18 protein-coding genes are annotated in these 24,277 nt (G+C 62.2%); 13 read left to right on the top strand and 5 right to left on the bottom strand.

From position 1 onward, the window contains the following. Positions 1–4 precede the first annotated feature (4 nt). On the top strand, positions 5–619 hold the full coding sequence (locus tag B5525_RS25165) for a thiamine pyrophosphate-dependent enzyme (RefSeq protein WP_079568420.1): 615 nt from the start codon (positions 5–7) through the stop codon (positions 617–619). A gap of 139 nt (positions 620–758) precedes the next feature. Here the strand turns inward: B5525_RS25165 and B5525_RS25160 are convergent, their stop codons facing one another. Next, the gene (locus tag B5525_RS25160; RefSeq protein ID WP_079568419.1) at positions 759–2,888 is read right to left on the bottom strand and encodes an acetate--CoA ligase family protein; all 2,130 of its coding nucleotides are present in this window, start codon (positions 2,886–2,888) and stop codon (positions 759–761) included. Positions 2,889–3,219: 331 nt separating this feature from the next. Between B5525_RS25160 and B5525_RS25155 the strand changes: the two genes are divergently transcribed. From B5525_RS25155 to B5525_RS25120, 9 genes are all read left to right on the top strand, one after another. Next, positions 3,220–3,912, top strand: coding sequence for a GntR family transcriptional regulator (locus B5525_RS25155; protein ID WP_425305324.1), 693 nt, complete (start codon positions 3,220–3,222; stop codon positions 3,910–3,912). A gap of 91 nt (positions 3,913–4,003) precedes the next feature. Continuing rightward, positions 4,004–5,734, top strand: a complete 1,731-nt coding sequence (oxc, locus tag B5525_RS25150) for an oxalyl-CoA decarboxylase (protein WP_079573756.1) — start codon at positions 4,004–4,006, stop codon at positions 5,732–5,734. 156 nt (positions 5,735–5,890) lie between these two features. Continuing rightward, positions 5,891–7,168: a formyl-CoA transferase gene (gene frc / locus B5525_RS25145; RefSeq protein WP_079568418.1), complete on the top strand. Its 1,278-nt coding sequence runs from the start codon at positions 5,891–5,893 to the stop codon at positions 7,166–7,168. A 219-nt stretch (positions 7,169–7,387) separates the two neighbouring features. Continuing rightward, positions 7,388–7,525: a hypothetical protein gene (locus B5525_RS45475; RefSeq protein ID WP_172899963.1), complete on the top strand. Its 138-nt coding sequence runs from the start codon at positions 7,388–7,390 to the stop codon at positions 7,523–7,525. Positions 7,526–7,881: 356 nt separating this feature from the next. Continuing rightward, complete coding sequence (gene oxlT, locus B5525_RS25140; protein WP_079568417.1) at positions 7,882–9,189, top strand: oxalate/formate MFS antiporter; 1,308 nt, start codon at positions 7,882–7,884, stop codon at positions 9,187–9,189. A gap of 306 nt (positions 9,190–9,495) precedes the next feature. After that, positions 9,496–9,924: a CBS domain-containing protein gene (locus B5525_RS25135; RefSeq protein ID WP_079568416.1), complete on the top strand. Its 429-nt coding sequence runs from the start codon at positions 9,496–9,498 to the stop codon at positions 9,922–9,924. Positions 9,925–10,168: 244 nt separating this feature from the next. Then, entirely contained in the window at positions 10,169–11,164 is a 996-nt protein-coding gene (locus B5525_RS25130) for an NAD(P)H-dependent flavin oxidoreductase (protein ID WP_079568415.1), read from the top strand. Positions 11,165–11,347: 183 nt separating this feature from the next. Continuing rightward, positions 11,348–12,316: a zinc-binding dehydrogenase gene (locus B5525_RS25125; protein ID WP_079568414.1), complete on the top strand. Its 969-nt coding sequence runs from the start codon at positions 11,348–11,350 to the stop codon at positions 12,314–12,316. Positions 12,317–12,595: 279 nt separating this feature from the next. Further along, positions 12,596–13,447 carry an SMP-30/gluconolactonase/LRE family protein gene (locus B5525_RS25120; protein WP_079568413.1) on the top strand — a complete coding sequence of 284 codons (852 nt, stop codon included), beginning with the start codon at positions 12,596–12,598 and terminating at the stop codon, positions 13,445–13,447. Between the two features lie 104 nt (positions 13,448–13,551). Here the strand turns inward: B5525_RS25120 and B5525_RS25115 are convergent, their stop codons facing one another. From B5525_RS25115 to B5525_RS25105, 3 genes are read right to left on the bottom strand one after another with little or no spacing between them, the layout of a single operon-like run. Next, complete coding sequence (locus tag B5525_RS25115) at positions 13,552–14,940, bottom strand: hypothetical protein (protein ID WP_079568412.1); 1,389 nt, start codon at positions 14,938–14,940, stop codon at positions 13,552–13,554. Beyond that, complete coding sequence (locus B5525_RS25110) at positions 14,937–17,048, bottom strand: sensor histidine kinase (protein ID WP_079568411.1); 2,112 nt, start codon at positions 17,046–17,048, stop codon at positions 14,937–14,939. Before B5525_RS25110 ends, B5525_RS25115 begins: the two co-directional genes overlap by 4 nt. Continuing rightward, positions 17,045–17,992 (bottom strand): DNA cytosine methyltransferase, encoded by a 948-nt coding sequence (locus B5525_RS25105; RefSeq protein WP_079568410.1) that lies wholly within the window; start codon positions 17,990–17,992, stop codon positions 17,045–17,047. Before B5525_RS25105 ends, B5525_RS25110 begins: the two co-directional genes overlap by 4 nt. Positions 17,993–18,068: 76 nt before the next feature. Here B5525_RS25105 and B5525_RS47935 point away from each other — a divergent pair, with 76 nt between their 5' ends. The 3 genes from B5525_RS47935 to B5525_RS25090 all read left to right on the top strand — a co-directional run bounded on the left by B5525_RS47935 (position 18,069) and on the right by B5525_RS25090 (position 23,329). Continuing rightward, entirely contained in the window at positions 18,069–18,497 is a 429-nt protein-coding gene (locus B5525_RS47935) for a very short patch repair endonuclease (RefSeq protein WP_425305212.1), read from the top strand. A 908-nt stretch (positions 18,498–19,405) separates the two neighbouring features. After that, a complete protein-coding gene (locus B5525_RS25095) occupies positions 19,406–20,785 on the top strand; it encodes a cation diffusion facilitator family transporter (protein ID WP_079568409.1) in 1,380 nt (459 codons plus the stop codon). Between the two features lie 219 nt (positions 20,786–21,004). Beyond that, on the top strand, positions 21,005–23,329 hold the full coding sequence (locus B5525_RS25090; protein ID WP_079568408.1) for a PAS domain-containing sensor histidine kinase: 2,325 nt from the start codon (positions 21,005–21,007) through the stop codon (positions 23,327–23,329). Between the two features lie 5 nt (positions 23,330–23,334). Here B5525_RS25090 and B5525_RS25085 read toward each other — a convergent pair whose 3' ends face one another. Continuing rightward, positions 23,335–24,228: a LysR family transcriptional regulator gene (locus B5525_RS25085; protein WP_079568407.1), complete on the bottom strand. Its 894-nt coding sequence runs from the start codon at positions 24,226–24,228 to the stop codon at positions 23,335–23,337. Positions 24,229–24,277: the final 49 nt, after the last annotated feature.

Below are 24,277 nucleotides of genomic sequence, written 5' to 3'. Positions count from 1 at the left end.
AGCCATGAACAGCGCATGCACGACCCCTGCCCGCAACACCAAGGTGATGAACCGGTTCGATCTCACCTCACGGCTGGTGGCAAAACTCAAGAACGAGGAAGCCGTGATCGGCGGCATCGGCAACACCAATTTCGACCTGTGGGGCGCCGGCCACCGCCCGCAGAATTTCTACATGCTGGGCAGCATGGGGCTGGCCTTTCCGATCGCGCTCGGCGTCGCGCTGGCGCAGCCGAAGCGCCGCGTGTTCGCGCTGGAGGGCGACGGCTCGCTGCTGATGCAGATGGGGTGCCTGTCGACGATCGCGACGCTCAAGCCTGCGAACCTGACCATGATCGTGATGGATAACGGCGTCTACCAGATCACCGGCGCGCAGCCGACGCCGGCCGCCGCGACCACGGATATTGTCGCGGTCGCGATCGGCTGCGGCCTGTCCAGCAGCGCCTGGGCGGCCGACGAAGAGGATTTCGAGCGGCTGGTCGAGCAATCGATGTCGGCCTCGGAGCCGACGCTGATCGGCGTCCGCATCGACGACAAGCCGGGCGTCGGCGCCACCCGCCGCGACCCCGTGCAGATCCGCGAACGATTCATGCTGGGCATGGGCGTGCGCGAGGCGATGTGATTTAAGGCCCGTCATTCCGGGGCGATGCGAAGCATCGAACTCCGATGTGCAATTGCACTTCGGAGAATCTCGAGATTCCGGGTTCGGCGCTTACGCGCCGCCCCGGAATGACGAATCTTATGGAGAGATGCTCTCGCTCTTACAGCAGCCCCGCGCCGCGCGCCCATTTGTACTTGGCGCCGAGCACTTCGACCGGCAGTTCGGTCGAATAGGCATAGGCCGGGATGCCGTTCTGGTAGAGATATTCGGCGGCCTCCTCGACCTCGACGTCGCCGGCAAGCGAGGCAACGATCGGTTTGACGAAACCCTTGGCCTCCATCTCTTTTTTCACCTCGACCATGTTGCGGGCGAACACCATCGGCGGCGTGACGATGGTGTGCCAGTAACCGAGGATCAGCGAATGGATCCGCTCGTCCGACAGGCCGAGCTTGACGGTGTTGACATAGGTGATCGGCGGCTCGCCGCCGGTGATGTCGACCGGGTTGCCGGCGGCGCCGAACGGCGGGATGAACTTGCGGAACGCAGCATCAAGGTCCGGCGGCATCGCCATCAGCGACAGGCCGTTGTCGACCACCGAGTCGGACAGCAGCACGCCCGAGCCGCCCGCGCCGGTGATGATCAGCACGTTCTCGCCCTTCGGCGTCGGCAGTACCGGGATGCCGCGCGCGAATTCGAGCAACTGGCGCAGACTGCGGGCGCGGATCACGCCGGACTGCCTGAGCACGTCCTCGTAGATCTTGTCGTTGCCGGCGAGCGCGCCGGTGTGCGACGACGCGGCCTTGGCACCGGCGGAGGTGCGGCCGGCCTTGAGCACGATCACCGGCTTCTTCTTGGAAACCCGCTTGGCGGCTTCCGCGAAGGCGCGGCCGTCCTTCAGATCTTCGCAGTGCTGGGCGATCAGGTTGGTGTTGGGGTCCTGCTCGAAGAAAGCGAGCAGATCGTCCTCGTCGATGTCGGACTTGTTGCCGAGACCGACGATCGCGGAGACGCCCATCTTGGCCGAGCGCGAGAAGCCGATGATCGCCATGCCGATGCCACCGGACTGCGACGACAGCGCCGCATGGCCCTTGACGTCGTAGGCGGTGCAGAACGTGGCGCAGAGATTGGCGGGCGTATAGTAGAAGCCGTAGATGTTCGGCCCCATCAGGCGGACGTCGTACTTCTTGCCGATCTCGACGATTTCGGCCTGCAATTCCGGCGCGCCGGCTTCGGCAAAGCCGGAGGGAATGAGGACGGCGCCGGGAATCTTCTTCTCGCCGCACTCGATCAGCGCGCCAGCGACGAATTTGGCCGGGATCGCGAACACCGCGGTGTCGATCACGCCGGGAACGTCCTTGACGCTCTTGTAGGCCTTGTAGCCCAGGATCTCCGGTGCCTTCGGGTGGATCGGATAGATATCGCCCTTGTAGCCGCCGTTGATCAGGTTCTTCATCACGGAGTTGCCGATCTTGCCGTCTTCGGCCGAGGCGCCGATCACGGCAACCGCTTTCGGCTGCATGATGCGGTTCATCGCGGTGACGATTTCCTCGGTCGGACGCGGCGCCGGGCGCGGCTTGTAGTCGAAGTCCACGACGATGCGGACGTCGGCGGCGATGGCGTCCTTCCTGGTGGCGAATACCGGGTTGAGGTCGAGTTCGACGATTTCCGGGAAGTCGCTGACGAGCTGCGATACCTTGACGATAATGTCGGCGAGCGCATCGCGGCTGACCGGGTCGCCGCCGCGCACGCCTTTGAGCATGTCATGGGCCTGGATGCCGTCGAGCATCGACAAAGCGTCGTCCTTGGTGGCCGGCGCGAGACGGAAGGTAACGTCCTTCAGGATCTCGACCAGCACGCCGCCGAGGCCGAAGGCCACCAGCTTGCCGAACGAGCCGTCGGTGATGGAGCCGACGATAACCTCGGTGCCGCCGGCCAGCATCTGCTGGACCTGGACGCCTTCGATCTTGGCGTCGGCCTTGTATTTCCTGGCGTTCGCCAGGATGGTCGCATAATTCTTCTCGACGTCGGCGGCGGTCTTCACGCCCACCATCACGCCGCCGGCTTCGGTCTTGTGCAGGATGTCCGGCGAGACGATCTTCATCACGACCGGGAAGCCCATGTCGGTCGCGATCTTCGCCGCCTCGGCCGCGGATTTCGCGACGCCCTCTTTCGGCACCGGGATGCCGTAGGCATCGCACACCAGCTTGCCTTCCGGCGCGGTCAGGCTCGTGCGTTTGTCCGCCTTGACGGAATCGAGGATTTTGCGGACCGCATCTTTGGAATTCGACATTAGCTTCCTCCTTGACGTCTATTTTTAATCGCGGCGACGTACGCGGGCTTCACGACCGCGTTGACCTGCGCTCTCAATCGGTGTGGCTAACGCGGGGCCCGCGTCCGCCGCAACGCTCCTTGCGACCGCTGATTGGTTCGGCATGGCATTTGGTATGCCAGAAACGAACTTGTCAAGGCGCGGTAACGGCTGGAAGCCCTGAAAATATAGGCAACTTGACATTCTGGCATTTGGTATGCCAAAAATAATGTCGATATTATCTGATAAGAGGGGTCTCCCTTTGGAGGAGATCATCGTGCCGTCACGGAAACAAACCAAGGCGCATCCCATCATGGCCGAGGCAGAAATTGCAATCGTCCGGATTGCCCCAGAGACGAGCTTCAAGAACAAGGCGTATGAGGCCTTGAAGGAAGCCATTCTCAAGATGGACATCTACGCCACGCCGGAACCGGTGATGCTGGACGAGCGCGCACTGTCCGAGCGCCTCGGCGTCAGCCGCACCCCGATCCGCGAGGCGATCGCGATGCTGGAGCAGGACGGCTTCGTCAAGACCGTGCCACGCCGCGGCATCGTCGTCGTGCGCCGCACCAAGACCGAGATCGTCGACATGATCCGCGCTTGGGCTGCCCTCGAGAGCATGGCCGCCCGCCTGATCACCACCACCGCGCGCAAGAAGGACATTTCGGCGCTGCGCGACTTCTTCAAGAATTTCGGCAAGGACCGCCTGCCGCAGGATCACGTCGAGGAATATTCGAAGGCCAATATCGCCTTCCATCAGGCCCTGATCTCGCTTTCGGAGTCACCGGTGCTGGTCGACATGACCAACGACATCCTGCTGCATGTGCGCGGCTACCGGCAATTGACCATCGGACGGGTCGACCGCACCGCGGTATCGCTGCCCGAGCATCTGGCCATCATCGAGGCGCTCGAGGAGCGTGACACCGAGCTCGCCGAAAAGCGCGCGCGCGATCACACCCTTGGCCTCGCCGCTTATGTCGAGGCCCACGGGCAGGAATTGTTTTAACCGCGACAGCCCTTGCTTTGGGCGACGCCCGAGGACGACGAACTCGTCTCGCCAAGAAACGATCAGAGAAACGATCAGGGAGACCATGCCGATGCTGAACACTGCGACCAAGACCGAGGCGGCCGACGCCCCGCAGGAGCTGACGGACGGCTTTCATCTCGTCATCGACGCGCTCAAGCTCAACGGCCTCAACACGGTCTACGGCGTGCCCGGCATCCCCATCACCGACCTCGGCCGCATGATGCAGGCCGAAGGCCTCCGCGTGCTGTCGTTCCGCCACGAGCAGAACGCCGGCTATGCCGCGGCGATCGCCGGTTTCCTCACCAAGAAGCCCGGCATCTGCCTCACCGTCTCCGCGCCCGGCTTCCTGAACGGCCTGACCGCGCTCGCCCACGCCACCACCAACTGCTTCCCGATGATCCTGGTCTCCGGCTCCTCCGAGCGCGAGATCGTCGACCTGCAGCAGGGCGACTATGAGGAGATGGATCAACTCGCAGTGGCAAAACCGCTCTGCAAGGCCGCGTTCCGCGTGCTGCACGCCGCCGATATCGGCATCGCTTTCGCCCGCGCGATCCGCGCCGCCGTCTCGGGGCGCCCTGGCGGCGTCTATCTCGATCTGCCGGCCAAATTGTTCGGGCAGGTGATGAACGCCGACGCCGGCAGGAAATCGCTGGTCAAGGTGATCGACGCCGCACCGGCACAGATCCCCGCCCCCAGCGCCGTCAAGCGCGCGCTCGACGTGCTGAAAAGCGCAAAACGCCCGCTGATCATTCTCGGCAAGGGCGCGGCCTACGCGCAGGCCGACGACGCTATCAAGAGTTTCGTCGAAAAGAGCGGCGCGCCGTTCCTCCCCATGAGCATGGCCAAGGGGCTGTTGCCCGACCTGCATCCGCAATGCGCCGGTGCTGCGCGTTCGACCGTGCTGAAGGACGCCGATGTCGTGATGCTGATCGGCGCGCGGCTCAACTGGCTGTTGTCGCACGGCAAGGGCAAGACCTGGGGCGAAGCGCCGAAGAAATTCATCCAGGTCGACATCGAGCCGAAGGAAATGGACAGCAATGTCGAGATCGCGGCGCCCCTGGTCGGCGACATCGGCTCCTGCGTCGCCGCCCTCCTGGATGCCATGGGCGGCAACTGGCCGGCGCCGCCGGCCGACTGGCTCAATTCCGTCAAGGCCAAGCGCGACGACAACGTCGCGAAGATGGCGCCGCGACTAATGAACAACAACTCGCCGATGGATTATCACGGCGCGCTCGGCGTCCTGCGCACCATCGTCAAGGAACGGCCCGACGCCATCCTGGTCAACGAGGGCGCCAACACGCTCGACCTCGCCCGCGGCGTCATCGACATGCACCAGCCGCGCAAGCGGCTCGACGTCGGCACCTGGGGCGTGATGGGGATCGGCATGGGAACCGCGATCGCGGCAGCGGTGGAAACCGGCAAGCCGGTGCTCTGCGTCGAGGGCGACAGCGCGTTCGGATTTTCCGGCATGGAGGTCGAGACCATCTGCCGCTACGATCTGCCGATCTGCATCGTCATCTTCAACAACAACGGCATCTATCGCGGCACCGACGTCAATTCGGCGGGTTCCGATCCGGCGCCCACCGTGTTCGTGAAGGGGTCGCGCTACGACAAGATGATGGAAGCCTTCGGCGGCGTCGGCGTCAACGCGACCTCGCCGGATGAACTGAAGCGCGCGGTCAACGCGGCGATGGATTCCGGCAAGCCGACGCTGATCAACGCGGTGATCGACCCGGCGGCCGGTTCCGAGAGCGGCCGCATCGGCAACCTCAACCCGCAAAGCGTTCTGAAGAAGAAGTGACCAGACAACCCATCGGCGTCATTCCCCGCGCAGGCGGGGAATCCAGTAGCCACCGAACTATCGTGAGACCAAAGACCGTGCCCAACTGAATCTACGGTGATTGCTGGATGCCCGCCGTCGCGGGCATGACGACAACATTATCTATGGAGAAAACTGATGACCAAGGCGCTGAACGGCGTTCGAATTCTCGATTTCACCCACGTCCAGTCGGGACCGACCTGCACCCAATTGCTGGCATGGTTCGGCGCCGACGTGATCAAGGTCGAGCGCCCCGGCGTCGGCGACATCACGCGGGGTCAGCTGCAGGACATCCCGAATGTCGACAGCCTGTATTTCACCATGCTCAACCACAACAAGCGCTCGATCACGCTCGACACCAAGAACCCCAAGGGCAAGGAAGTCCTGACCGCGCTGATCAAGACCTGCGACGTGCTGGTGGAGAATTTCGGGCCCGGCGTGCTCGACCGCATGGGATTTCCCTGGGAAAAGATCCAGAGCATCAATCCGAAGATGATCGTGGCCTCGATCAAGGGTTTCGGCCCCGGCCCCTACGAAGACTGCAAGGTCTATGAGAACGTCGCGCAGTGCACCGGCGGCGCGGCGTCGACCACGGGCTTTCGCGATGGACTGCCGCTGGTCACCGGCGCGCAGATCGGCGACAGCGGCACCGGCCTGCATCTGGCGCTCGGCATCGTCACCGCGCTCTACCAGCGCACCGTGACCGGACGCGGCCAGAAGGTCACCGCCGCGATGCAGGACGGGGTCTTGAATCTCGCGCGTGTAAAGCTGCGCGATCAGCAGCGCCTCGCCCACGGCCCGCTCAAGGAATACAGCCAGTATGGCGAGGGTATTCCGTTCGGCGACGCGGTGCCGCGCGCCGGCAATGATTCCGGCGGCGGCCAGCCGGGCCGCATTCTCAAGTGCAAGGGCTGGGAGACCGATCCCAACGCCTACATCTACTTCATCACCCAGGCCCCGGTCTGGGAGAAGATCTGCGACGTGATCGGCGAGCCCGGCTGGAAGACCCATCCCGACTACGCCAAGCCGCCTGCCCGGCTGTCGCGCCTCAACGAGATCTTCGGGCGCATCGAGCAGTGGACCATGACCAAGACCAAGTTCGAGGCGATGGAGATCCTCAACAGGGACGACATCCCCTGCGGCCCAATCCTGTCGATGAAGGAGATCATCGAGGACGAGTCGCTGCGCGCCACCGGCACCGTGGTCGAGGTCGACCACCCCACCCGCGGCAAGTATTTTTCGGTCGGCAATCCGATCAAGATGTCCGACAGCCCCTCCGACGTGTTGCGCTCGCCGCTGCTGGGCGAACATACCGACGAGATCCTGCGCCAGGTGCTGGGCTTCAGCGATCATCAGGTCGCCGAGATCCACGATTCCGGCGCACTCGACCCGCCGCGCAAACAGGCGGCCGAATAAGGGTTCCCGCTCGCTGGCAGATTTCGAGGGCCACCCGTCCGGGCGGCCCTCTTTCGCTACTTGAATACCTTTGATAGGCGATCCCTATCACCATATGTTGCAATGCAAAATAAAAAATGGTGCTATGCAAACAAAGTCGTTGTGAGTGGCATCTGGTATACATAATCTCTTCCCAGATCATGAGGCGGCGGCTGGCCGCTTTCCAGGAAAGGGAACCCAATGTCCAGAACTGCTTCCATCGCCTTCGCGCCCACCAGCACCCTGTTCGGCCGCCTGTTTGCATCGGTCGACCGCCTGCTGCTGGCCTACGCGGAATCGACCATCCGCAACGGTGACGTTTCCCGCTGCTGCGTCTGATCTTCCCCCGTCAAAGCCGCGCCGATCGAGCGCGCACGGTCCAAACAAGCCGGTATGGCCCCGATCTTCGGGGCCATTTTTTTTGCCCGTTTCCGGCCGAGCGTCGCGCTGCGCTGCGAAACGCCTTGCCGTTGAGTTGTCTGCGACGAATTGCTCACGTCAGGCGTGCGAAACGTTCTTGCCGCTCTCAGCACGCGGTCCCACAATGTCCGCCCACAGATCGGCCCGGGTGCACATAAACCAACTTGCGGCAAAATCGTGCTTGCGCATTGGAATATAATATACCAGAATTTTAACAATGCAGCGCCGGCGGCCTTGAGGGTCAGTTTCAAAAAAGCGCGCATTCGGAGGAAACGATGACCAACGCAGCCACCGCGCAAGTTCAGGCACCATCCAACGGCTACCGCTGGATGCAACTCATCATCGGCGTCGTTTGCATGGGGATGATCGCCAATCTCCAGTACGGCTGGACTTACTTCGTCAGCCCAATGGCCAAGGCCCATTCCTGGGACGTCGGCAGCATCCAGGTCGCGTTCAGCATCTTCGTTGCGCTGGAAACCTGGCTCACCCCGCTTCAGGGATGGATCGTCGATACGCTCGGTCCGAACCGCGGCCCGAAACTGATGGTTGCCGCGGGCGGCGTTTTCGTCGCACTCGGCTGGCTCATCAATGCCTGGGCGGGATCGCTGGAGATGCTGTATGTCGGCGCAATCGTGTCGGGCATCGGCGCCGGCGGCATCTATGCGACATGCGTCGGCAATGCCGTGAAATGGTTTCCCGATCGCCGCGGTCTCGCGGTCGGCCTGACGGCGGCCGGATTTGGCGCCGGCGCCGCCGTCACCGTTATCCCGATCCAGATGATGATCGCCTCGATCGGATATTCGGACACCTTCTTCTGGTTCGCGCTCGGCCAGGGCGGCATCATCTTCGTGCTGGCATGGCTGCTGCGCTCGCCGCAGCCCGGCGAGGTTCCGAGCGGATCCGCCGTCAAGGTGCTGCAATCGAGGAACTCGAGCACGCCGGGCCAGATGCTCGCGTCCCCGATCTTCTGGCTGCTTTACGTCATGTTCGTGCTGGTGTCCGCCTCGGGCCTGATGGTGGCGGCGCAGATCGCGCTGATCGCCAAGGACTACGGCGTCTCGCAGACCGTGATCCTGTTCGGCGCCTCCACGCTGATCGTGGCCGGCGTGATCGACAACCTCGCCAACGGCGGCGCGCGGCCGTTCTTCGGCTGGGTGTCGGATCAGATCGGGCGCGAATACACCATGGCGATCGCCTTCACCGCCGGCGGCATCGCCTACTGGCTGTTGGGAACGGCGGGCACGACGCCATGGACCTTCGTGATCTGCGCGGCGCTTATCTTCTTCACCTGGGGCGAGATCTTCAGCCTGTTTCCGTCGACCTGCACCGACATGTTCGGTCCGAAATACGCCACCACCAACACCAGCCTGCTCTATACCGCCAAGGGACTGTCGGCCTTCGTGGTGCCGCTGGCCAACCTTCTCAAGGCCTACACCGGCAACTGGTATGCGGTGTTCGCGGTTGCCGCGGTGATGAACTTCATCGTGGTCGCGATGGCGCTGTTCGTGGTGCGGCCGATGCGAATCTCGATCAGCGCGTCGGAGAACAAGGCCGCGGTCGAGCACGCCCACCCGGCGGAGTGACGGGTCGCTCGCGGTTCGCCACAGGCGAAAACAGACCATCTCTCCCTATGACGGCCAAAGAGGCGCACCCCGGTGCGCCTCTTTTTTGCCTGAAGCGGGCAAGGCTCAGGCATACCACGACGTATTTTCCTGTTGCGATCTCCACGCAGAGGTCCATGGTTTGCAAAGTCGAATCGCCGAGAAGGTCAATAATACTGCCCATTTCCTTGATTTCGAGATCCCCCGATTTCTTCCGGGACCAAATTGACAATTGGCATAATGTATACCAATCTAGACTAGAGACGTCCTCATCTGACGGAGGTTGCGATGCAAGTTGGAGACATTCTGCGCAAGAAAACTGCCCGCGTTGCGACGATTAGAATGAACGAGACGGTCGGCATTGCGGCTCAATTGATGCGCGCCAGCAATATCAGCGCGCTCGTGGTCAAGGACGTGGTGCGGACCGAAGGCAACACCGCGGTTGGCATGTTCACCGAACGCGACGTGGTGCGCGCCATTGCCGAGCATGGCGCCGCCGGCGTCAATCTGAAGGTCTCGCAATTGATCTCGGTGCAGCAGCTGGTGTCCTGCAAGTCGATCGATACGGTCGAGCATGTGCGCCACCTGATGAACCGGCACCACATCCGCCATCTGCCGGTGATCGACAATTACAGCCTGATCGGCGTCATCAGCATGCGCGACATTTCGAGCGCGTTCGATGACGAGACCACCGCCGCGACGCGATCCGTCGCCTGACCCGCGCGCCCTGCCCCCACGACTGCCCTGGTCTTGAGCTGCCGCTCAAGTCCGGCGCATCCCTTACGCTGCATGAGGGAATTGTCCGCCCGGCGGAAACAAAAACCCCCGTTTTTGCATGATCGCGCTGCCCCGACCGGCTTCGCCCCCCGTGGACATTTGCGGGGGGTGACGGCATCCTGCCCCTCGAAATCACACAGAAGACGTGGCGCGCAAAGTCCGCACCGGGGGAAGAGGGCCAACCATGATCAAGACGCGGTTTACTGAACTGGTCGGCGTCGAGCACCCGATCGTGCAGGGCGGCATGCAGTGGGTCGGCCGGGCCGAACTGGTCGCAGCCGTTGCCAATGCCGGCGCGCTCGGCTTCATCACCGCGCTGACGCAGCCGACGCCGGAGGATCTGACAAAAGAAATCGCGCGCTGCCGCGGCATCACCGACAAGCCGTTCGGCGTGAACCTCACCATTCTTCCCTCGATCAAGCCGCCGCCTTACGCGGAATATCGCCAGGCGATCATCGAGAGCGGCATCAAGATCGTCGAGACCGCCGGCAACAAGCCGCAGGAACACGTCACCGAGTTCAAGAAGCACGGCGTCATCATCGTGCACAAATGCACCAGCGTCCGCCACGCCCTGTCGGCGGAGCGCATGGGGGTCGACGCGATCTCGATCGACGGCTTCGAGTGCGCCGGCCATCCCGGCGAGGACGATACACCCGGCCTGATCCTGATTCCGGTCGCCGCCGACAAGGTGAAGATCCCGATGATCGCCTCCGGCGGTTTTGGCGACGGCCGCGGCCTGGTTGCCGCATTGGCGCTTGGCGCCGAGGGCATCAACATGGGCACGCGCTTCATGTGCACCAAGGAGAGCCCGATCCACCAGCTCGTCAAGGAACGCATCGTCGCCAATGACGAGCGCGAGACCGAGCTGATCTTCCGCACCATGCGCAACACCTCCCGCGTCGCCAGGAATGCCATCAGCAGCAAGGTGGTCGCGATGGAAAGGGAAGGCGCGAAATTCGAGGACGTCCGCGAACTCGTGGCCGGCGCGCGCGGCAAGATGGTCTATGCGTCAGGCGATGCCGATGAAGGCATCTGGTCCGCTGGGCAAGTGCAGGGCCTGATCCACGATATCCCCTCCTGCGCCGAACTGGTGTCGCGCATCATGCGCGAGGCGGAAACCATCATTCGCAGCCGGCTCGAAGGCATGATGTCCGGCGCCCAGCGTGAAGCCGCCGAATAAATGCTCGCGCGCCGCAAGCGGAGAGTCGTCCCCTCCCACCCCCGACCCCTCCCCACCGCTGCGCGGGTGGGAGGGGAGAGGAACGCACGTGAGCCGCGGAGAGATAGCTGCGTCGAACAAACGGCTCCATCATATGCAACAGCCCTCCCCGCGAGCGGGAGAGGGAGAAAAAGAGAAGAGCTCATGAAAGCCTATGTCTACGGCGCCAACGGCGCCGCCATCGCCGACGTTGCAAAACCCGCGCCGAAGGGCACCCAGGTGCTGGTCAAGGTGCACGCCTGCGGCCTCAACCGCGCCGACCTCGGCATGACCAAGGGCCATGTGCACGGCAGCGCCGGCGGCGTCGGCACCGTGCTCGGGATGGAATGGGCCGGCGAAGTCGCCGAACTCGGCCCCGACGCCAAAGGCGTCAAGGTCGGCGACAAGGTCATGGGCTCCGGCGCCGCTGCGTTCGCGGAGTACACGCTGGCCGATCACGGCCGGCTGTTTCGTTCCCCCTCGAACATGAATTTCGAGGAGGCGGCCACCCTCCCCGTGGCGCTCGCGACCATGCACAACGCCGTCGTCACCAATGGCGCGCTGCAGGCGGGCCAGTCGGTGCTGATCCAGGGCGCGAGCTCCGGCGTCGGCCTGATGGCGATGCAGATCGCGAAGTTCAAGGGCGCAAAACTCGTGATCGGATCCTCGACCGACGCGATGCGCCGCGGCCGCCTGAAGGAATTCGGCGCCGATCTGGCGGTGGATTCCTCCGATCCCGGCTGGGTCGAACAGGTGCTGAAGGCCACGGGAGGCGAAGGCGTCGACCTGATCGTCGACCAGGTCTCCGGCAAGGTCGCCAACCAGAACCTCGCCGCCACCCGGATAAAGGGCCGCATCGTCAATGTCGGCCGGCTCGGCGGCACCCATGGCGATTTCAATTTCGACCTGCACGCCGCGCGCCGCATCAATTATATCGGCGTCACCTTCCGCACCCGCACCATCGAGGAGATCCGCGAGATCTTCGACGAGGTGCGGAAGGATATCTGGGGGGCGGTCGAATCGCGCAAACTGCAATTGCCGATCGACAAGGTGTTCGCCTTTGACGACATCTGCAGGGCGTTCGAGCACATGGAAGCCAACAAGCATCTCGGCAAGATCGTGGTGACGCTGTAGCTTCGTGTTGGGTTGAGAAGGAACGGCATCGGGAACTCCACCTCTCCCATCGAAGTCGGATTTATCCGACTTCGACGATTTTAGACGCCCAACTCGGGTAAACCCGAGTTGGGCGGGAGAGGTCGGCACACCCGGATCGGCGCTTCGCGCCGTCCGAGCACAAGCTCGCGCCGGGTGAGGGGTTACGGTCTCTCGTTAGAGCAGCGTCCCCTCACCCGATTTGCTGCGCAAATCGACCTCTCCCCGTCGGGGAGAGGTGAAGCGAAGGCGACCGCAACGATGACCTCACCCAAGCCAAATACCGTACACGACGGCGGACGTTATTTCGAAGGTCCGCGCTGGCACGCGGGCCGGCTCTGGTTCGTCGACTGCATGGCGCGGACGCTGCTGAGCCTCGCGCCGTCAGGCGAATGCGAGCAGCACGCGAAATTCGACGACGACACGCCGTGCGGCCTCGGCGTCCTGCCGGACGGCAGCATCATCGTGCTGACCATGTCTAGGAAGCGCCTGCTGGCTTACAGCGAAGGCAAGCTCTCACTCTACGCCGACCTGTCAGGGATCGCGACGGGTACCATCGACGACATGATCGTCGATGGCCTCGGCCGCGCCTATGTCGGAGATCTCGGTTTCGATTTACCGCCGCCGCCGGATCGGGGCGCAGTCGGTCGCCTCCTTCTGGTGATGCCCGACGGCGCGGCCCGCGTCGTCGCGGATGGATTGCGGTTTCCCAACGGCATTGCGGTTTCGGCGGACAACAACCGGCTGGTCGTGGCCGAAATGGATGGCGATGGCCTGGCCGAGTATGACATTGCGGCCGACGGCGGCCTGAATTTTCGCCGCCGCTTCGGAACCATGAAATCGCCCGACGGCATTTGCCTCGATCAGAAGCAGGCCGTTTGGGTCGCCTCCTTCGACGAAGACGCCTTCATCCGGCTGGACCGCGAGGGGCGCGAATTGCAGCGCATCGAAATACCCGGCCGCCGCGCCCTCGCCTGCGTGCTCGGCGGCCCCGAGCGGCGGACGCTGTTTTGCCTCAGCGCCGCGACGTCGTACGAAGAACTGCGGCAACGGAAGTCATCGTCGCGTATTGATGTGGTCGAGGTGGAAGTGGCCGGTGCGGGAAATCCGTGAGGGAGATACATGACCTTCGCCTGCAAAATCGGTTCGGCAACACCGGTCATAAGCGCAATCTAGTGGAATTTCGTGGTGCGTGCAGCGGACGCGATGCGAGGGGGTCACGCGACAGAAACATAGCCCACGCGCGATCCATGCGACATGTGCGGGTTTCTGATCGCGGTGGTTGGCAGCTCGCGCAATCTGAACCAGGGTGAAAACCACTGCCGTTCCGCGGCAGCGTTCAGCGTGACCTTAAGGCTGTGATGAAAAACCAATTTGATTTCATCGGCTGCAAATCCGTCTAAAGGCCATCTGAGGGCAACGGTTGCCTTCCCCGGCGGAAGAACGATCCAGGCGTCACCGCCTTTTTTCATCGCGCCGATTTTTGCAGCCGGGATAACCAGTCCTCCGACAAGACGCGCGTTGCGCCTCTTGTTCTGGGCAACATCACAGACCGGCGATATTTCGAGCAGTACCGGCCGAACTGCGGCGTACCACTCGTCCATCTGTGCCGAATTGGTTGCAGATCGCGTTACACTGCAGAAGGTCTCTTCAAGATGTTCCCGATCCGAACCGAACACTGAGAGAAATGATCCAATGTCGTTTGCGACATAAACAGTACCTGGCAAATACGGGATCGCACCGTCCGGACAGCTGGCCGTAAGAAGGAAACCATTCATCTTCGAACTGACGCTGGCTTTGGTTCTGCCGGCCGGTGTTGCGTTGAGCCAAGCACCATGAGCCGCAAGAGCCTGCCGCCCGCCCGCGTGTTCGAGTTGATCCATCAGAAGCTGCGAAAGGATTGCCACGAGGTGACCGGGAGCAGTGGTTTCCGATAGATCGGACTCGCCTTGCGCTTTCGACAGACGTTGAAGCACTTCTTTCAAGTGACCGTCGGTCAGTTGCGTATCAGCGCCCCCCGCTGTTTCCTCTGCAAGATCGGTCAGGCTTGCCGTAAGGGCCGCGTTCGCATCCTTGACCAAGCCATCCCACGTCCACAAAAGCCCGATGGCGGATTGGTCACCGAGCGCGGTTTTGATCTCCTCTTGAAGTCGGTCGCTCCAGTCGGCGGGCCGGTCCTTCTTCGGTTTGTCCATTTCAAGAAAAATAAGCCTGTTCTTGAATTTTGGCTCGGCCTCGAACAAAGTCCGCTTGAACAATTCGCTTTCAGTCTCCTGGTCTTCAGGAGGAACACCGGCTTCGGCAACTTTGTCATCCGCGTATTTGCTCCAGATGACGACGACGACGGGCGCGGTATCGGCAGAAACAACTTTAGTAAAAACGTTGGCGGTGTAAGAAGCGGCGTCTTTGCCTAACGAACTCGTCAGGTGCAAATCAAGAAACACCAGTTGAACTCTGTTAAAGGGCCGTGCCGGCAGTTGGTCGACGGCACCTGAAAGCCAGATGAAGCTCACAAAGAGCTCGTTTAGTGCGTTACCTATGTGAACATAGTCTTTTTCATCATCATCGATTACGCATACCGACGGCGAGGCGAGTTGGTTGATCATGGTGTTTCCAGAAATTGAAGGGCGACGACTGCTCCGCTGATCTGATCGGGAAGCTCGACATCGCCGTCGCTGGGAAAAACGATCCGTCCTCTATTCACGCGCATCACTTCGCTCACAATATACAAACCTAAACCCATACCGCCTGCACGGCGTGTAAAGAAAGGCGCTGTCAGGTCTTCGGGGTCGTCCTTTCCAAATCCCGGTCCGTTGTCCCCAACGACAATAGCGGGCCCCTCTTCAATTTCTTTTGTCGTACCGATGTAGATGTACTTTTGCTTCGGGTCTCTTGTTTCCAGCCAATGAATGCTGTTGTCGATCAGGTTGTTGATCGATGCAATCAGCATCTGTTTGGAGCCCTCGACTCTAAAATCGAGACAGCCCTTGTCCATGCCGTTTATCAGGATGATGTGGTGCCGTTTCAGCCGAAACTCCGCGCTGAAGATCGCCTCCTTGATCAGGACACTGGCCGAGGTCTTTCCTGGGGTCGGGTTCTTGAGAAGATTTGTAACCGGACGCATGGCGCGATAGAGCTGTTCCACGAGCCCCTTTATCTTCTCAGCGCTGGCACCTTTGTTCGTTGCGGCCCGCAACTCGTCCAAAATCTTTTCTGCGCCGTGCAGCATCATACCGATTGAGAGGCCTGGAACGGCTGCGTGCAAAAGCTGGTCGCGGTAGATTTCCATCTCTTTTTCCGCTTCCCGAAGCCTCGGCTCGACCTCCGCCAGGACGCCCTTCCGCTCCAGCACTTCGCGGACCTCTGCCAGTTTTGCGAAAACCCGCTTTCCCGTGCCTTTTCCCAGAACTTCGCGCAACCTTCGTTGGTCTTTGGTCTTCTCCGCCTCGACCTGGGTCAGCATGCTTATGACCGCCGCGCGGAAATCCTCAAAGGCGTCATTCTCGATGAAACCCTCGCGGTTAGTTTTTTCCCGCAGATCACCGCTTTTGGTCGCATCAAGCCATAATGCGCCTAGAATCTGATTGTTGCTGGTGCGTGCGGTCGGGGTGTTGACGCGTCGGAGGTCGAGGTTGAGCCAGTCATTTCCAGGTTCTCCAAAGTCATAGACGCGGATGCCGTCGCGATAAATCCGGATGCCGCCGTTTTCATCGAGGTAGTCTTTGAGGCCTCTCACGTCATCAGTCACATCGCCCAGCACCGCGGGATCGCGGTCAAAGAGCCAGAAGTCGAAACTCACTTTGCCGATCTTGTGCTTTGAAAGGTCGAGCGCTTCGCTCTTTCTGCTGTTCTCAACTTTCTTCTGAAGTGCGACCTCCTTCCCCTTTTCTGTCGCTTTCGTGAGCTGCTTTGAATGGCCGGGTGGAGGTGTGAATGTGTAGTCAAACGTTCCGGACTTTGCCTCGAACGATCCCCGTATGTGATAGAGGGCGCACTTGTTGGCATCCTCGGCGGTAAAAAGATTCTTGAGCCATTCCTCGTGACCGGGGATGGACAGCATGACTTCAAAATCTTCGGGTCCCTTAAAAGGTGAACAAAGGCTGTTGACCGCGCGGTGAAGGCGTCGTGCCTGGCCGCGGCTCCAGGTCTCTCTCAACCGTGTTATTTCAAAACACGTACCGTGCCCGTTGCCGGTAAATGTCTTCGGGTCGCGGACCTCCAGCTCAATACCGGCGCTTTCCAGGTCTTCCGCGCTCTCGATCTTGTCCCAATCAAAATCAAGAACGAGTTCTTCGCCCCCGCGTCTGCGTGTGATCAGCTTGATCGAACGCCCCAGCTTGTGCGCCGAAAGCCGCCCAAGACCCTTTTCCCCGAGCGGAAAGCGATTGAATTTCTTCGTCCGCCTATCCTCCTTACGCTGCAAGGCGCGGAAGTCAGTGGCGATCATCATCCATACGTCGCGCAACGTTTCTTCGTCCATCCCGACACCGTCATCTTCAACGGTGATACGCGCCTTTGACTGATCGGTGGGATGTTCAAGCGTGACAGCGCAAACTGTGGCGTCCGCATCATATGCGTTTTTGACAAGTTCAAAGACCGCGAGATTGGCGTCCTTGATAAGCTGATCGCCAAGAAGGGTGAGCAGGCGCGGCCGCACCTTGAAGATCAGTTTTTCACTGCCGGATTTCTTTCGCGCCGTAACGGCCATGGTCATCCTGAAGTTATCGTCTCGACAATCGCCTCCATCACGGGCGGACAGACTCCATTGCCGAAAATCTTGATATTCTCCCGCCGCGTGCCGTGGTTCATCATGTAGTCGGTTTTGAAGCCCATGGCGCGCTTCAGTTCCGGTACCTGTAGCATGCGCATCTGATGGCCGTCATCGCCCGGCTCGACCAGGGCGAAACGGTCAACCGTCGTTATAGTGCGTAAAGGACGGTCCAGACGCTGCCACCCGCCACCGCCATCTGTTCCGTAGTAGACGAGCAGAAAGCTCGCACGTTTACCCATTTCGGCAAACCCTCTTTCGGCCCGCTCCAGAGTCGGCTTGGCCCTTTTCGGACTGTAGAGGCTTGTTGTCCCCCACTTTCCAGGGGGATCCAGAATGTCGGTGACATCCTTGCGTGTGCGCCGTGGGCGTTTGATTTCCTCCACTCCGTCTTCGAGGTCACAGACAACGAAGAGCCGGCGGCGGCTCTGGGCGACCCCGAAATCCGAGGCGTCGAGCACAAATTCCGACACGTTGTAGCCGAGGTCTTCCAGCGCTTCCTTGAGTTCGCCGTAGCGGGACCACGGCCTCATATGAACGACGTTTTCAAGGATCAGCCAGCGCGGCTTGAACTCCTTGGCGAAACGGAGGGCCTGCATAGCCGTGGCGCGGCTCTGTTCGGACCTTGGGGCAGAACCCTTGGCGCATGTGTGGTTGGTGCATTCCGGCGACGCCAGCAACAGATCGATGTCGCCGATAGAGTCGTGAAGCTTTCTGGGGTTGATGTTCTCCAGGGCTTTTGTGATCGTGGTGGCTTCTGGAAAATTCTCTTTATAAGTGGCGGTGGCCACTTCACAAAGGTCGATGCCGCAGACAATTTCTGCTCCGGCGTTGCGAGCGCCGTAACTGCTGCCGCCGCCGCCGCTGAAAATGTCAAGAGTCCTGGTCATTCGCGCGCCCCATCCTACGAACGCGGGCCAGGCTACCAGGTCCGATTCGGCCTGACCAGGTACTAAATGGAGCCGGATGATGGATGTTTTGACACCGCGGCAAAGAAGCCACTGTATGTCGCGGATACGGGGGAAAGACACCAAGCCCGAACTGATCCTGCGTCGGGCCCTCTGGTCTGCGGGTCTCCGGTACCGCCTGCACCACAGCGTGACGGGACGGCCCGATATTGCCTTCCCAGGGTCCCGCGTGGCCGTGTTCTGTGACGGCTGCTTCTGGCACGGCTGTCCGCACCACAGCGTGAGCCCCAAAACGAATGCTTCTTTCTGGAAAACAAAAATCGGGAAAAACAGGGCGCGGGACGAGCGAGTTGCGGCGGCGTTGCGGGACGAGGGATGGATAGTCATCCGCTTCTGGGAGCATGACATTAAGAATAATCCGGAAAAGCTAGCTGGTCGGGTGAAACGCATCGTGGGAAAGACGGTTGGACGTGGACGCAGGCGGTAAGCGAGAGCCCGTATGAGCGCATGCGACGTGAGGGCAGCGCGACACAATACCCGGACGTCGCGCTGCTCTGTCGTGCCACATACCACAAGATCTAGCCCGACGGGCAAATCAATTCGGATTTTCAGAAATCGCGTCAAGCCCCAGAATTAAAAATATTTCGCTTTCGCCGTCGGGCAAATCAAAACTATATCGCTCGCCATCCCGTCCCGCTTAGAGGGGCGTTGGCCATCGTCACGAACGTTGGGGCGGGATGCGGTGGACGCGGCAGCGTCGGGCGCGTGTCGTGTTGGCAGGGCGGGCTTCGGTCCGTGAGCGAACACAGCGCGCAGACGACCGGCGCTGTTGCGTACGGCAAAACCGTGTGGTCCTGACGCCTCAATGGTTGGCGTCAAGTCTTCGGAGGTCTGTCGGCCCGACCGGGCGCGGAGGGCCTCAATCCGAAGGCGACGGAGGCAAGCAAGCCCGATTCTCCGGGGAGATCACGATATAAGCCGTAAGACCATTGCGCAGGGAATGTCGGGATGCCCCCGTCTGTACCTGTATGCTCGTGTGCGTTTTCTGCACAGTTTTGCGCACGAGACCGCGGGTGCAGCGAGCACCCGGCATTCCCTGCGCCCTCTCACTTTTTGGGCGAATGATTTTTCAAAACCTCGGGCGCATCGCGCCGCGAGATCGCGGGGCTGTATTCAATGGAAGCCGCGTCAGTGCGAGCGAAGCGACGCAATTCATTCTTCCGCGCAAAAGGAAGAATGGATTGCTTCGTCGCTGTCGCTCCTCGCAATGACGAGCCCTTAATTCGGAACAATTCGCAACAAATCGCGCGTGCTCAAACCGCTGCTGCAAGTGAGTGGCGATTGCGCCTGAGATCGGCGCTTGATGTTAACGGACGGGCTGCTAAACCGCCGCCCATGAGCGAACCCGCCCACACCCTCAAAGCCCGCGTCGCGGCGATCTCGGTCTTTGCCAGCGCCGGCATGGCCGCGGCCAAATTCGTGGTCGGCATCGCCATCGGCAGTCTCGCCCTGATCTCGGAGGCGCTGCATTCGTCGGTCGATGTGGTGGCGACCATCATCACCTGGATGGTGGTGCGGGTCTCCGACCGCCCCGCCGACGAGGAACATCATTACGGCCACGGCAAGTTCGAAAGCATCTCGGCGCTCGGCGTCATCGCCCTGCTCTATGTGCTGGCGGGCGGCATTCTGGTGGAATCCTGGAGCCGGCTGCGCGAAGGCGCGCCGCCGCCGACCATCTCGGCGATCCCGTTCGTTGTCCTGCTGATCGACATCGCCGTGAATTTCTGGCGCGCCCGGGCGTTGCATCGTACCGCGCACGACACCAAGAGCCAGGCGCTCGCCGCCGACGCGCTGCATTTCGCCTCCGACGTGCTCGGCTCGATCGCGGTCATCGTTGGCCTTGCGCTTTCCGCGCTGGGCTATGCCTGGGGCGACGCCGCCGCCGCCATCGCCGTCGCGGTCATGATCGCGCTATTGGGCCTGCGGATGGCGCGCTCGACGGTGGAGACCCTGCTCGACCGCGCGCCCGAGGGCGCGTCGGAGAAAGCCACCGCCGCCATCCGGTCGGTGCCCGGCGTGGTCGGCGTCGAACGCCTGCGGGTGCGGATGGTCGGCGCGACCCATTTCATCGACGCCATCGTCGAGGTTCCCCGCACTTTTCCGATCGACCGCGTCGAGGAGATCAAGCGCAAGGCGCAGGCCGCGGTCGAAAAAGCGCTCGACGATGCCGACCTGACGTTTACCGCCGTGCCGGTCGCGCGCGACAATGAGAGCGTGCGCGAACGCATCATGGTGATCGCGCGCAACTCCGGTCTCGCCATCCACCATGTCACCGTGCACGATCTCGGCGACAAGCTCACCGTCTCGATCGACCTCGAGGTCGACGGCGAGATGGCCCTCAACGCCGCCCACGACATCGCCCAGGAGCTGGAACGGAACATCCGCGACGAGTTCGGCGAGGATGTCGAGGTGGATACCCACATCGAACCGCTGGAGCCGGGATTGCCGCACGGCACCGATGCCGCGGCCGACCGCGTCGAAACCATCAAGAGCGCGCTGTCGCGTTACGCCGCCGATACCGCGATCCACGACATCCATAACGTCCGGGTGCGCGATACCGACGCTGGCGAAATCGTCAATTTCCACTGCCGCGCCGCGCCCTCGATGAGCGTGATCAAGGTCCACGAGAACGTCGACGCGATCGAGCGCGCGCTGCGCCGCGCGTTTCCGACCGTGAAGCGCGTCATCAGTCACGCCGAGCCGCCCGACGCCTGAGCTCAATCCGAACGTCACGCGTTCCCGTTTCGGACTCGTCTGGCAGGCATTTCGGCGGAGATTTCGGGGCTGCGATTCTCGCTGGACAAGTTTTATTTGATTTAAGGAATTGTTGACTCTCGACAGCCCGCGAAAACTGGATTCAAATCGCCTTGATTCGGAAAGGGACTGGGGTCCTTCCGAACAGGATGCAAGCAAGTATCCGAGGGGGCTTAAGGCATGGCGCGTGCTCACGCGGCGAACGCGTGTGTCCAATCCGATTCGATCAAGGGATTGGCGCAATCGATCGCAAAACCGGCCTACCATCGGCTGTTGATCGCGGAGCCCGCGCTTCGCCGCGCGGTGCCCACCCTTATCATTGCGTTCCTGATCACGATCTGCCTCGGCGCCTTCGTGCAGGTGGTCGACCAGAACCGGCAAAAACGCGCCGCGATGAAGCGCGACCTCGCCGCCCTCGCCGACGTGCTGGCCGAGCGCATCGACCGCGTCGCGTCAGTCCGGCAGAATCGCAACGTGCCGTTCGAGCGCCTGCAGCTGCTGCTGCCCGGCCTCATTCCATCCTGGGGCACGGCCGCCGGCCGCCACGTCATCGTGGTCGGCACCGACCAGCGCGTGCTCGCCCGCGTGCCGATCGATGCCGGGATCGGCGACACCAGCCGCATTCTCGACGTCGTCAGCGCGGCGCTGCCGGTGTCCTCGGCCGGGCAGCTCCAGGGCGTGACCGACATCATCCTGCCGAACGGCAGCAGCGCGCTGGCCATTGCGCACATCGTCAGGGCGCTGCCCGGCCAGGTCATCATCATCCAGGAAAGGGTCGATTCGCTCTGGCAATCCGACGCGGCGCTGTCGGTGACTCTGTCGGCGACGACAGGCTTTGTGGTGCTGATCCTCGGCTTCGCCTTCCACTGGCAATCGACGCGCGCCCGCGAAGGCGACCTGATCAACGACGCCGTGCGCGGCCGCATCGATACCGCGCTCAACCGCGGGCGCTGCGGATTGTGGGATTGGGACCTGTCGCGCGGCCGGATCTTCTGGTCGCAGTCGATGTTCACCATGCTCGGCCTCGATAACCGCAGCGACCTCCTCACCTTCGGCGAGGTCAACGCGCTGGTGAAATCCGACGACATCGACCTGTTCGCGATCGCCGACCAGCTGATCTCCGGGCAGATCAATCACATCGACCAGACCTTCCGCATGCAGCACACCGACGGTCACTGGATCTGGCTGCGGGTCCGCTGCGAGCTCAGCCTGGGCGGCGCCGATTCCGGCCTGCATCTGATCGGCATCGCCGTCGATATCACCGAGCAGAAGAGCCTGGCCGAGAAGACGGTGGAAGCCGATTTGCGGCTGCGCGACGCCATCGAGACCATCCCCGAGGCTTTCGTGCTGTGGGATGCCGGCGACCGGCTGGTGCTCTGCAACTCGCATTTCCAGCGCCTGCACAAGCTGCCGGATTCGGCGGTCACGCCGGGCACCTCCTATGAGACCGTGATCGAGGTCGGCAGCATGCCGGAGGTCCGTACCCGGCTGCACGAAACCGGTGCGCAGGCGCAGGGCGCGCGCACCTTCGAGGCGCAGCTCGAAGACGGCAAATGGCTGCACATCAGCGAGCGCCGCACCAAGGACGGCGGCTACGTCTCGGTCGGCACCGACATCACCCGCATCAAGGAACACGAGCAGAAACTGATCGACAACGACCTGCGCCTGCGCGCCACCGTGATCGACCTGAAACGCTCGCAGTCCGAACTCGAACGGCAGGCCGGGGAACTCGCCGACCTCGCGGAAAAATACTCGAGGGAAAAGACCCGCGCCGAGGAAGCCAACCAGACCAAGTCGAAATTCCTCGCCAATATGAGCCACGAGCTGCGCACGCCGCTCAATGCCATCATCGGATTCTCCGAGATCATGGGAAGCGGCATGTTCGGCACGCTCGGCTCGGAGAAGTACCAGGAATATTGCCACGACATCCTGACCAGCGGTCATTATCTGCTCGAGGTCATCAACGACATCCTCGACATGTCGAAGATCGAGGCCGGCCGGATGAAACTCGACATGGAGCAGCTCGACCTGTCGAAGACGCTGGCGGAGTCGCTGCGCGTGGTGTCGGGCCGCGCCGAGTACAAGAACCTGGTGCTCAACGCGGATATCGAGGGCAGCATTCCGGTGGTGGCCGATCGCCGCGCGATCAAGCAGATCATCGTCAACCTGTTGTCCAATGCCGTCAAATTCACCCCTGACGGCGGCAGGGTGGTGGTCCGCAGCCGGGTGCTCGACGATTCCATCCTGCTGCTGATCGCCGACACCGGCATCGGCATCGCGCCGCAATCGCTGACGCGGCTCGGCCGGCCGTTCGAGCAGGTCGAGAGCCAGCTCACCAAGACCTATCACGGCTCGGGGCTGGGGCTGGCGATTGCGCGCTCGCTGACCAGGCTGCATGGCGGCTCGATGCGGCTGCGCTCGAAGCTCGGCGCCGGCACCGTCGTCTGCGTGTCGCTGCCGCGCGACGCCAGCAACGCTGCCGCGAAGATTTCGGCCGCCGCGTAGAGCGCTCAGCTCTCCAGCGTCGGGGCGACTTCGCGCGCGACCTGGGTCAGGGCCGCAATCAGCGGCGTCATCGGATCGCGCTGCGGAACCACCAGCCCGATGCTGTAATTGACCTCGGGATCGACGATCGGAATGCTGCGCACCTTATCGGCGAGGCCCAGCGTTTCCGCGAGCTTGGCCGGCATCACGCTGGCCCAGCGTCCGGTCTTCACATGGGTATAGAGCACCAGCAGCGAATTCGACGTCAGCGTCGGCGTGGCCTCCGCGCCGACCGAGCGCAGCGCGCGATCGATGATGCGCCGGTTCTGCATGTCGGGCGTCAGCAGGCACAGCGGCACCTGCCCTACTTCCTTCCAGGTGACGACGTCGCGATCGCCGAACATGGCGTCGGGCGAGGTCAGCAGGCGGTAGCTCTCGTTGTAGAGCGGGATGGTGCGGACCCTGCCGATCGGCTCGTTCTCGATATAGGTCAGCCCGGCATCGACCTCGAGATTTTCCAACAAGCCCAGCACGTCGGCGGAGGTGCAGGACTGGATGCGAAAGCGCACGTCGGGATAGCGCCCGCGGAACGGCGTCGTCAGCGACGCCACCATGCCAAGCGCGGTCGGGATCGCCGCGATCCGGATCTCGCCCGATAGCTTGTCCTTCAGGCTGTTGATTTCCTGCTTCATGGCGCGGGCGTCGCCGACGATGCGGCGGGCCCAGTCGAGGGTGCGCTCGCCTTCCGGGGTAAAGCCCTGGAACCGCGAGCCGCGCTGCACCAGCATGACGCCGAGGATTTCTTCCAGCTGCTTGAGGCTGGTCGACATCGTCGGCTGGGTGACGCCGCAGGCTTCCGCGGCGCGTCCGAAGTGACGCTCTTTGGCCAGAGCCAGCAGCAGTTCAAGCTTGTCGATCACGAAGACATCTCACAATTCCAGCACCACAGATATCACGGTCCGCGCCGGA

Origin of the sequence: Bradyrhizobium erythrophlei (assembly GCF_900129505.1) — a bacterium.
Classification (GTDB): Bacteria; Pseudomonadota; Alphaproteobacteria; order Rhizobiales; family Xanthobacteraceae; genus Bradyrhizobium; species Bradyrhizobium erythrophlei_D.
Note: the sequence above shows the minus strand (reverse complement) of the source record. Positions and strands in the feature narration are given on the sequence as shown.

Coding starts and splice junctions, on each gene's coding strand:
- B5525_RS25105 (WP_079568410.1), bottom strand. CDS start 17,992: ATGACCAGGACTCTTGACATTTTCAGCGGCGGCGGCGGCAGCAGTTAC.
- B5525_RS25115 (WP_079568412.1), bottom strand. CDS start 14,940: ATGATCAACCAACTCGCCTCGCCGTCGGTATGCGTAATCGATGATGAT.
- B5525_RS25130 (WP_079568415.1), top strand. CDS start 10,169: ATGATCAAGACGCGGTTTACTGAACTGGTCGGCGTCGAGCACCCGATC.
- B5525_RS25090 (WP_079568408.1), top strand. CDS start 21,005: ATGGCGCGTGCTCACGCGGCGAACGCGTGTGTCCAATCCGATTCGATC.
- B5525_RS45475 (WP_172899963.1), top strand. CDS start 7,388: ATGTCCAGAACTGCTTCCATCGCCTTCGCGCCCACCAGCACCCTGTTC.
- B5525_RS25120 (WP_079568413.1), top strand. CDS start 12,596: ATGACCTCACCCAAGCCAAATACCGTACACGACGGCGGACGTTATTTC.
- B5525_RS25135 (WP_079568416.1), top strand. CDS start 9,496: ATGCAAGTTGGAGACATTCTGCGCAAGAAAACTGCCCGCGTTGCGACG.
- B5525_RS25160 (WP_079568419.1), bottom strand. CDS start 2,888: ATGTCGAATTCCAAAGATGCGGTCCGCAAAATCCTCGATTCCGTCAAG.
- B5525_RS47935 (WP_425305212.1), top strand. CDS start 18,069: ATGATGGATGTTTTGACACCGCGGCAAAGAAGCCACTGTATGTCGCGG.
- B5525_RS25110 (WP_079568411.1), bottom strand. CDS start 17,048: ATGACCATGGCCGTTACGGCGCGAAAGAAATCCGGCAGTGAAAAACTG.
- B5525_RS25125 (WP_079568414.1), top strand. CDS start 11,348: ATGAAAGCCTATGTCTACGGCGCCAACGGCGCCGCCATCGCCGACGTT.
- B5525_RS25095 (WP_079568409.1), top strand. CDS start 19,406: ATGAGCGAACCCGCCCACACCCTCAAAGCCCGCGTCGCGGCGATCTCG.
- B5525_RS25165 (WP_079568420.1), top strand. CDS start 5: ATGAACAGCGCATGCACGACCCCTGCCCGCAACACCAAGGTGATGAAC.
- oxc (WP_079573756.1), top strand. CDS start 4,004: ATGCTGAACACTGCGACCAAGACCGAGGCGGCCGACGCCCCGCAGGAG.
- frc (WP_079568418.1), top strand. CDS start 5,891: ATGACCAAGGCGCTGAACGGCGTTCGAATTCTCGATTTCACCCACGTC.
- B5525_RS25155 (WP_425305324.1), top strand. CDS start 3,220: ATGGCCGAGGCAGAAATTGCAATCGTCCGGATTGCCCCAGAGACGAGC.
- oxlT (WP_079568417.1), top strand. CDS start 7,882: ATGACCAACGCAGCCACCGCGCAAGTTCAGGCACCATCCAACGGCTAC.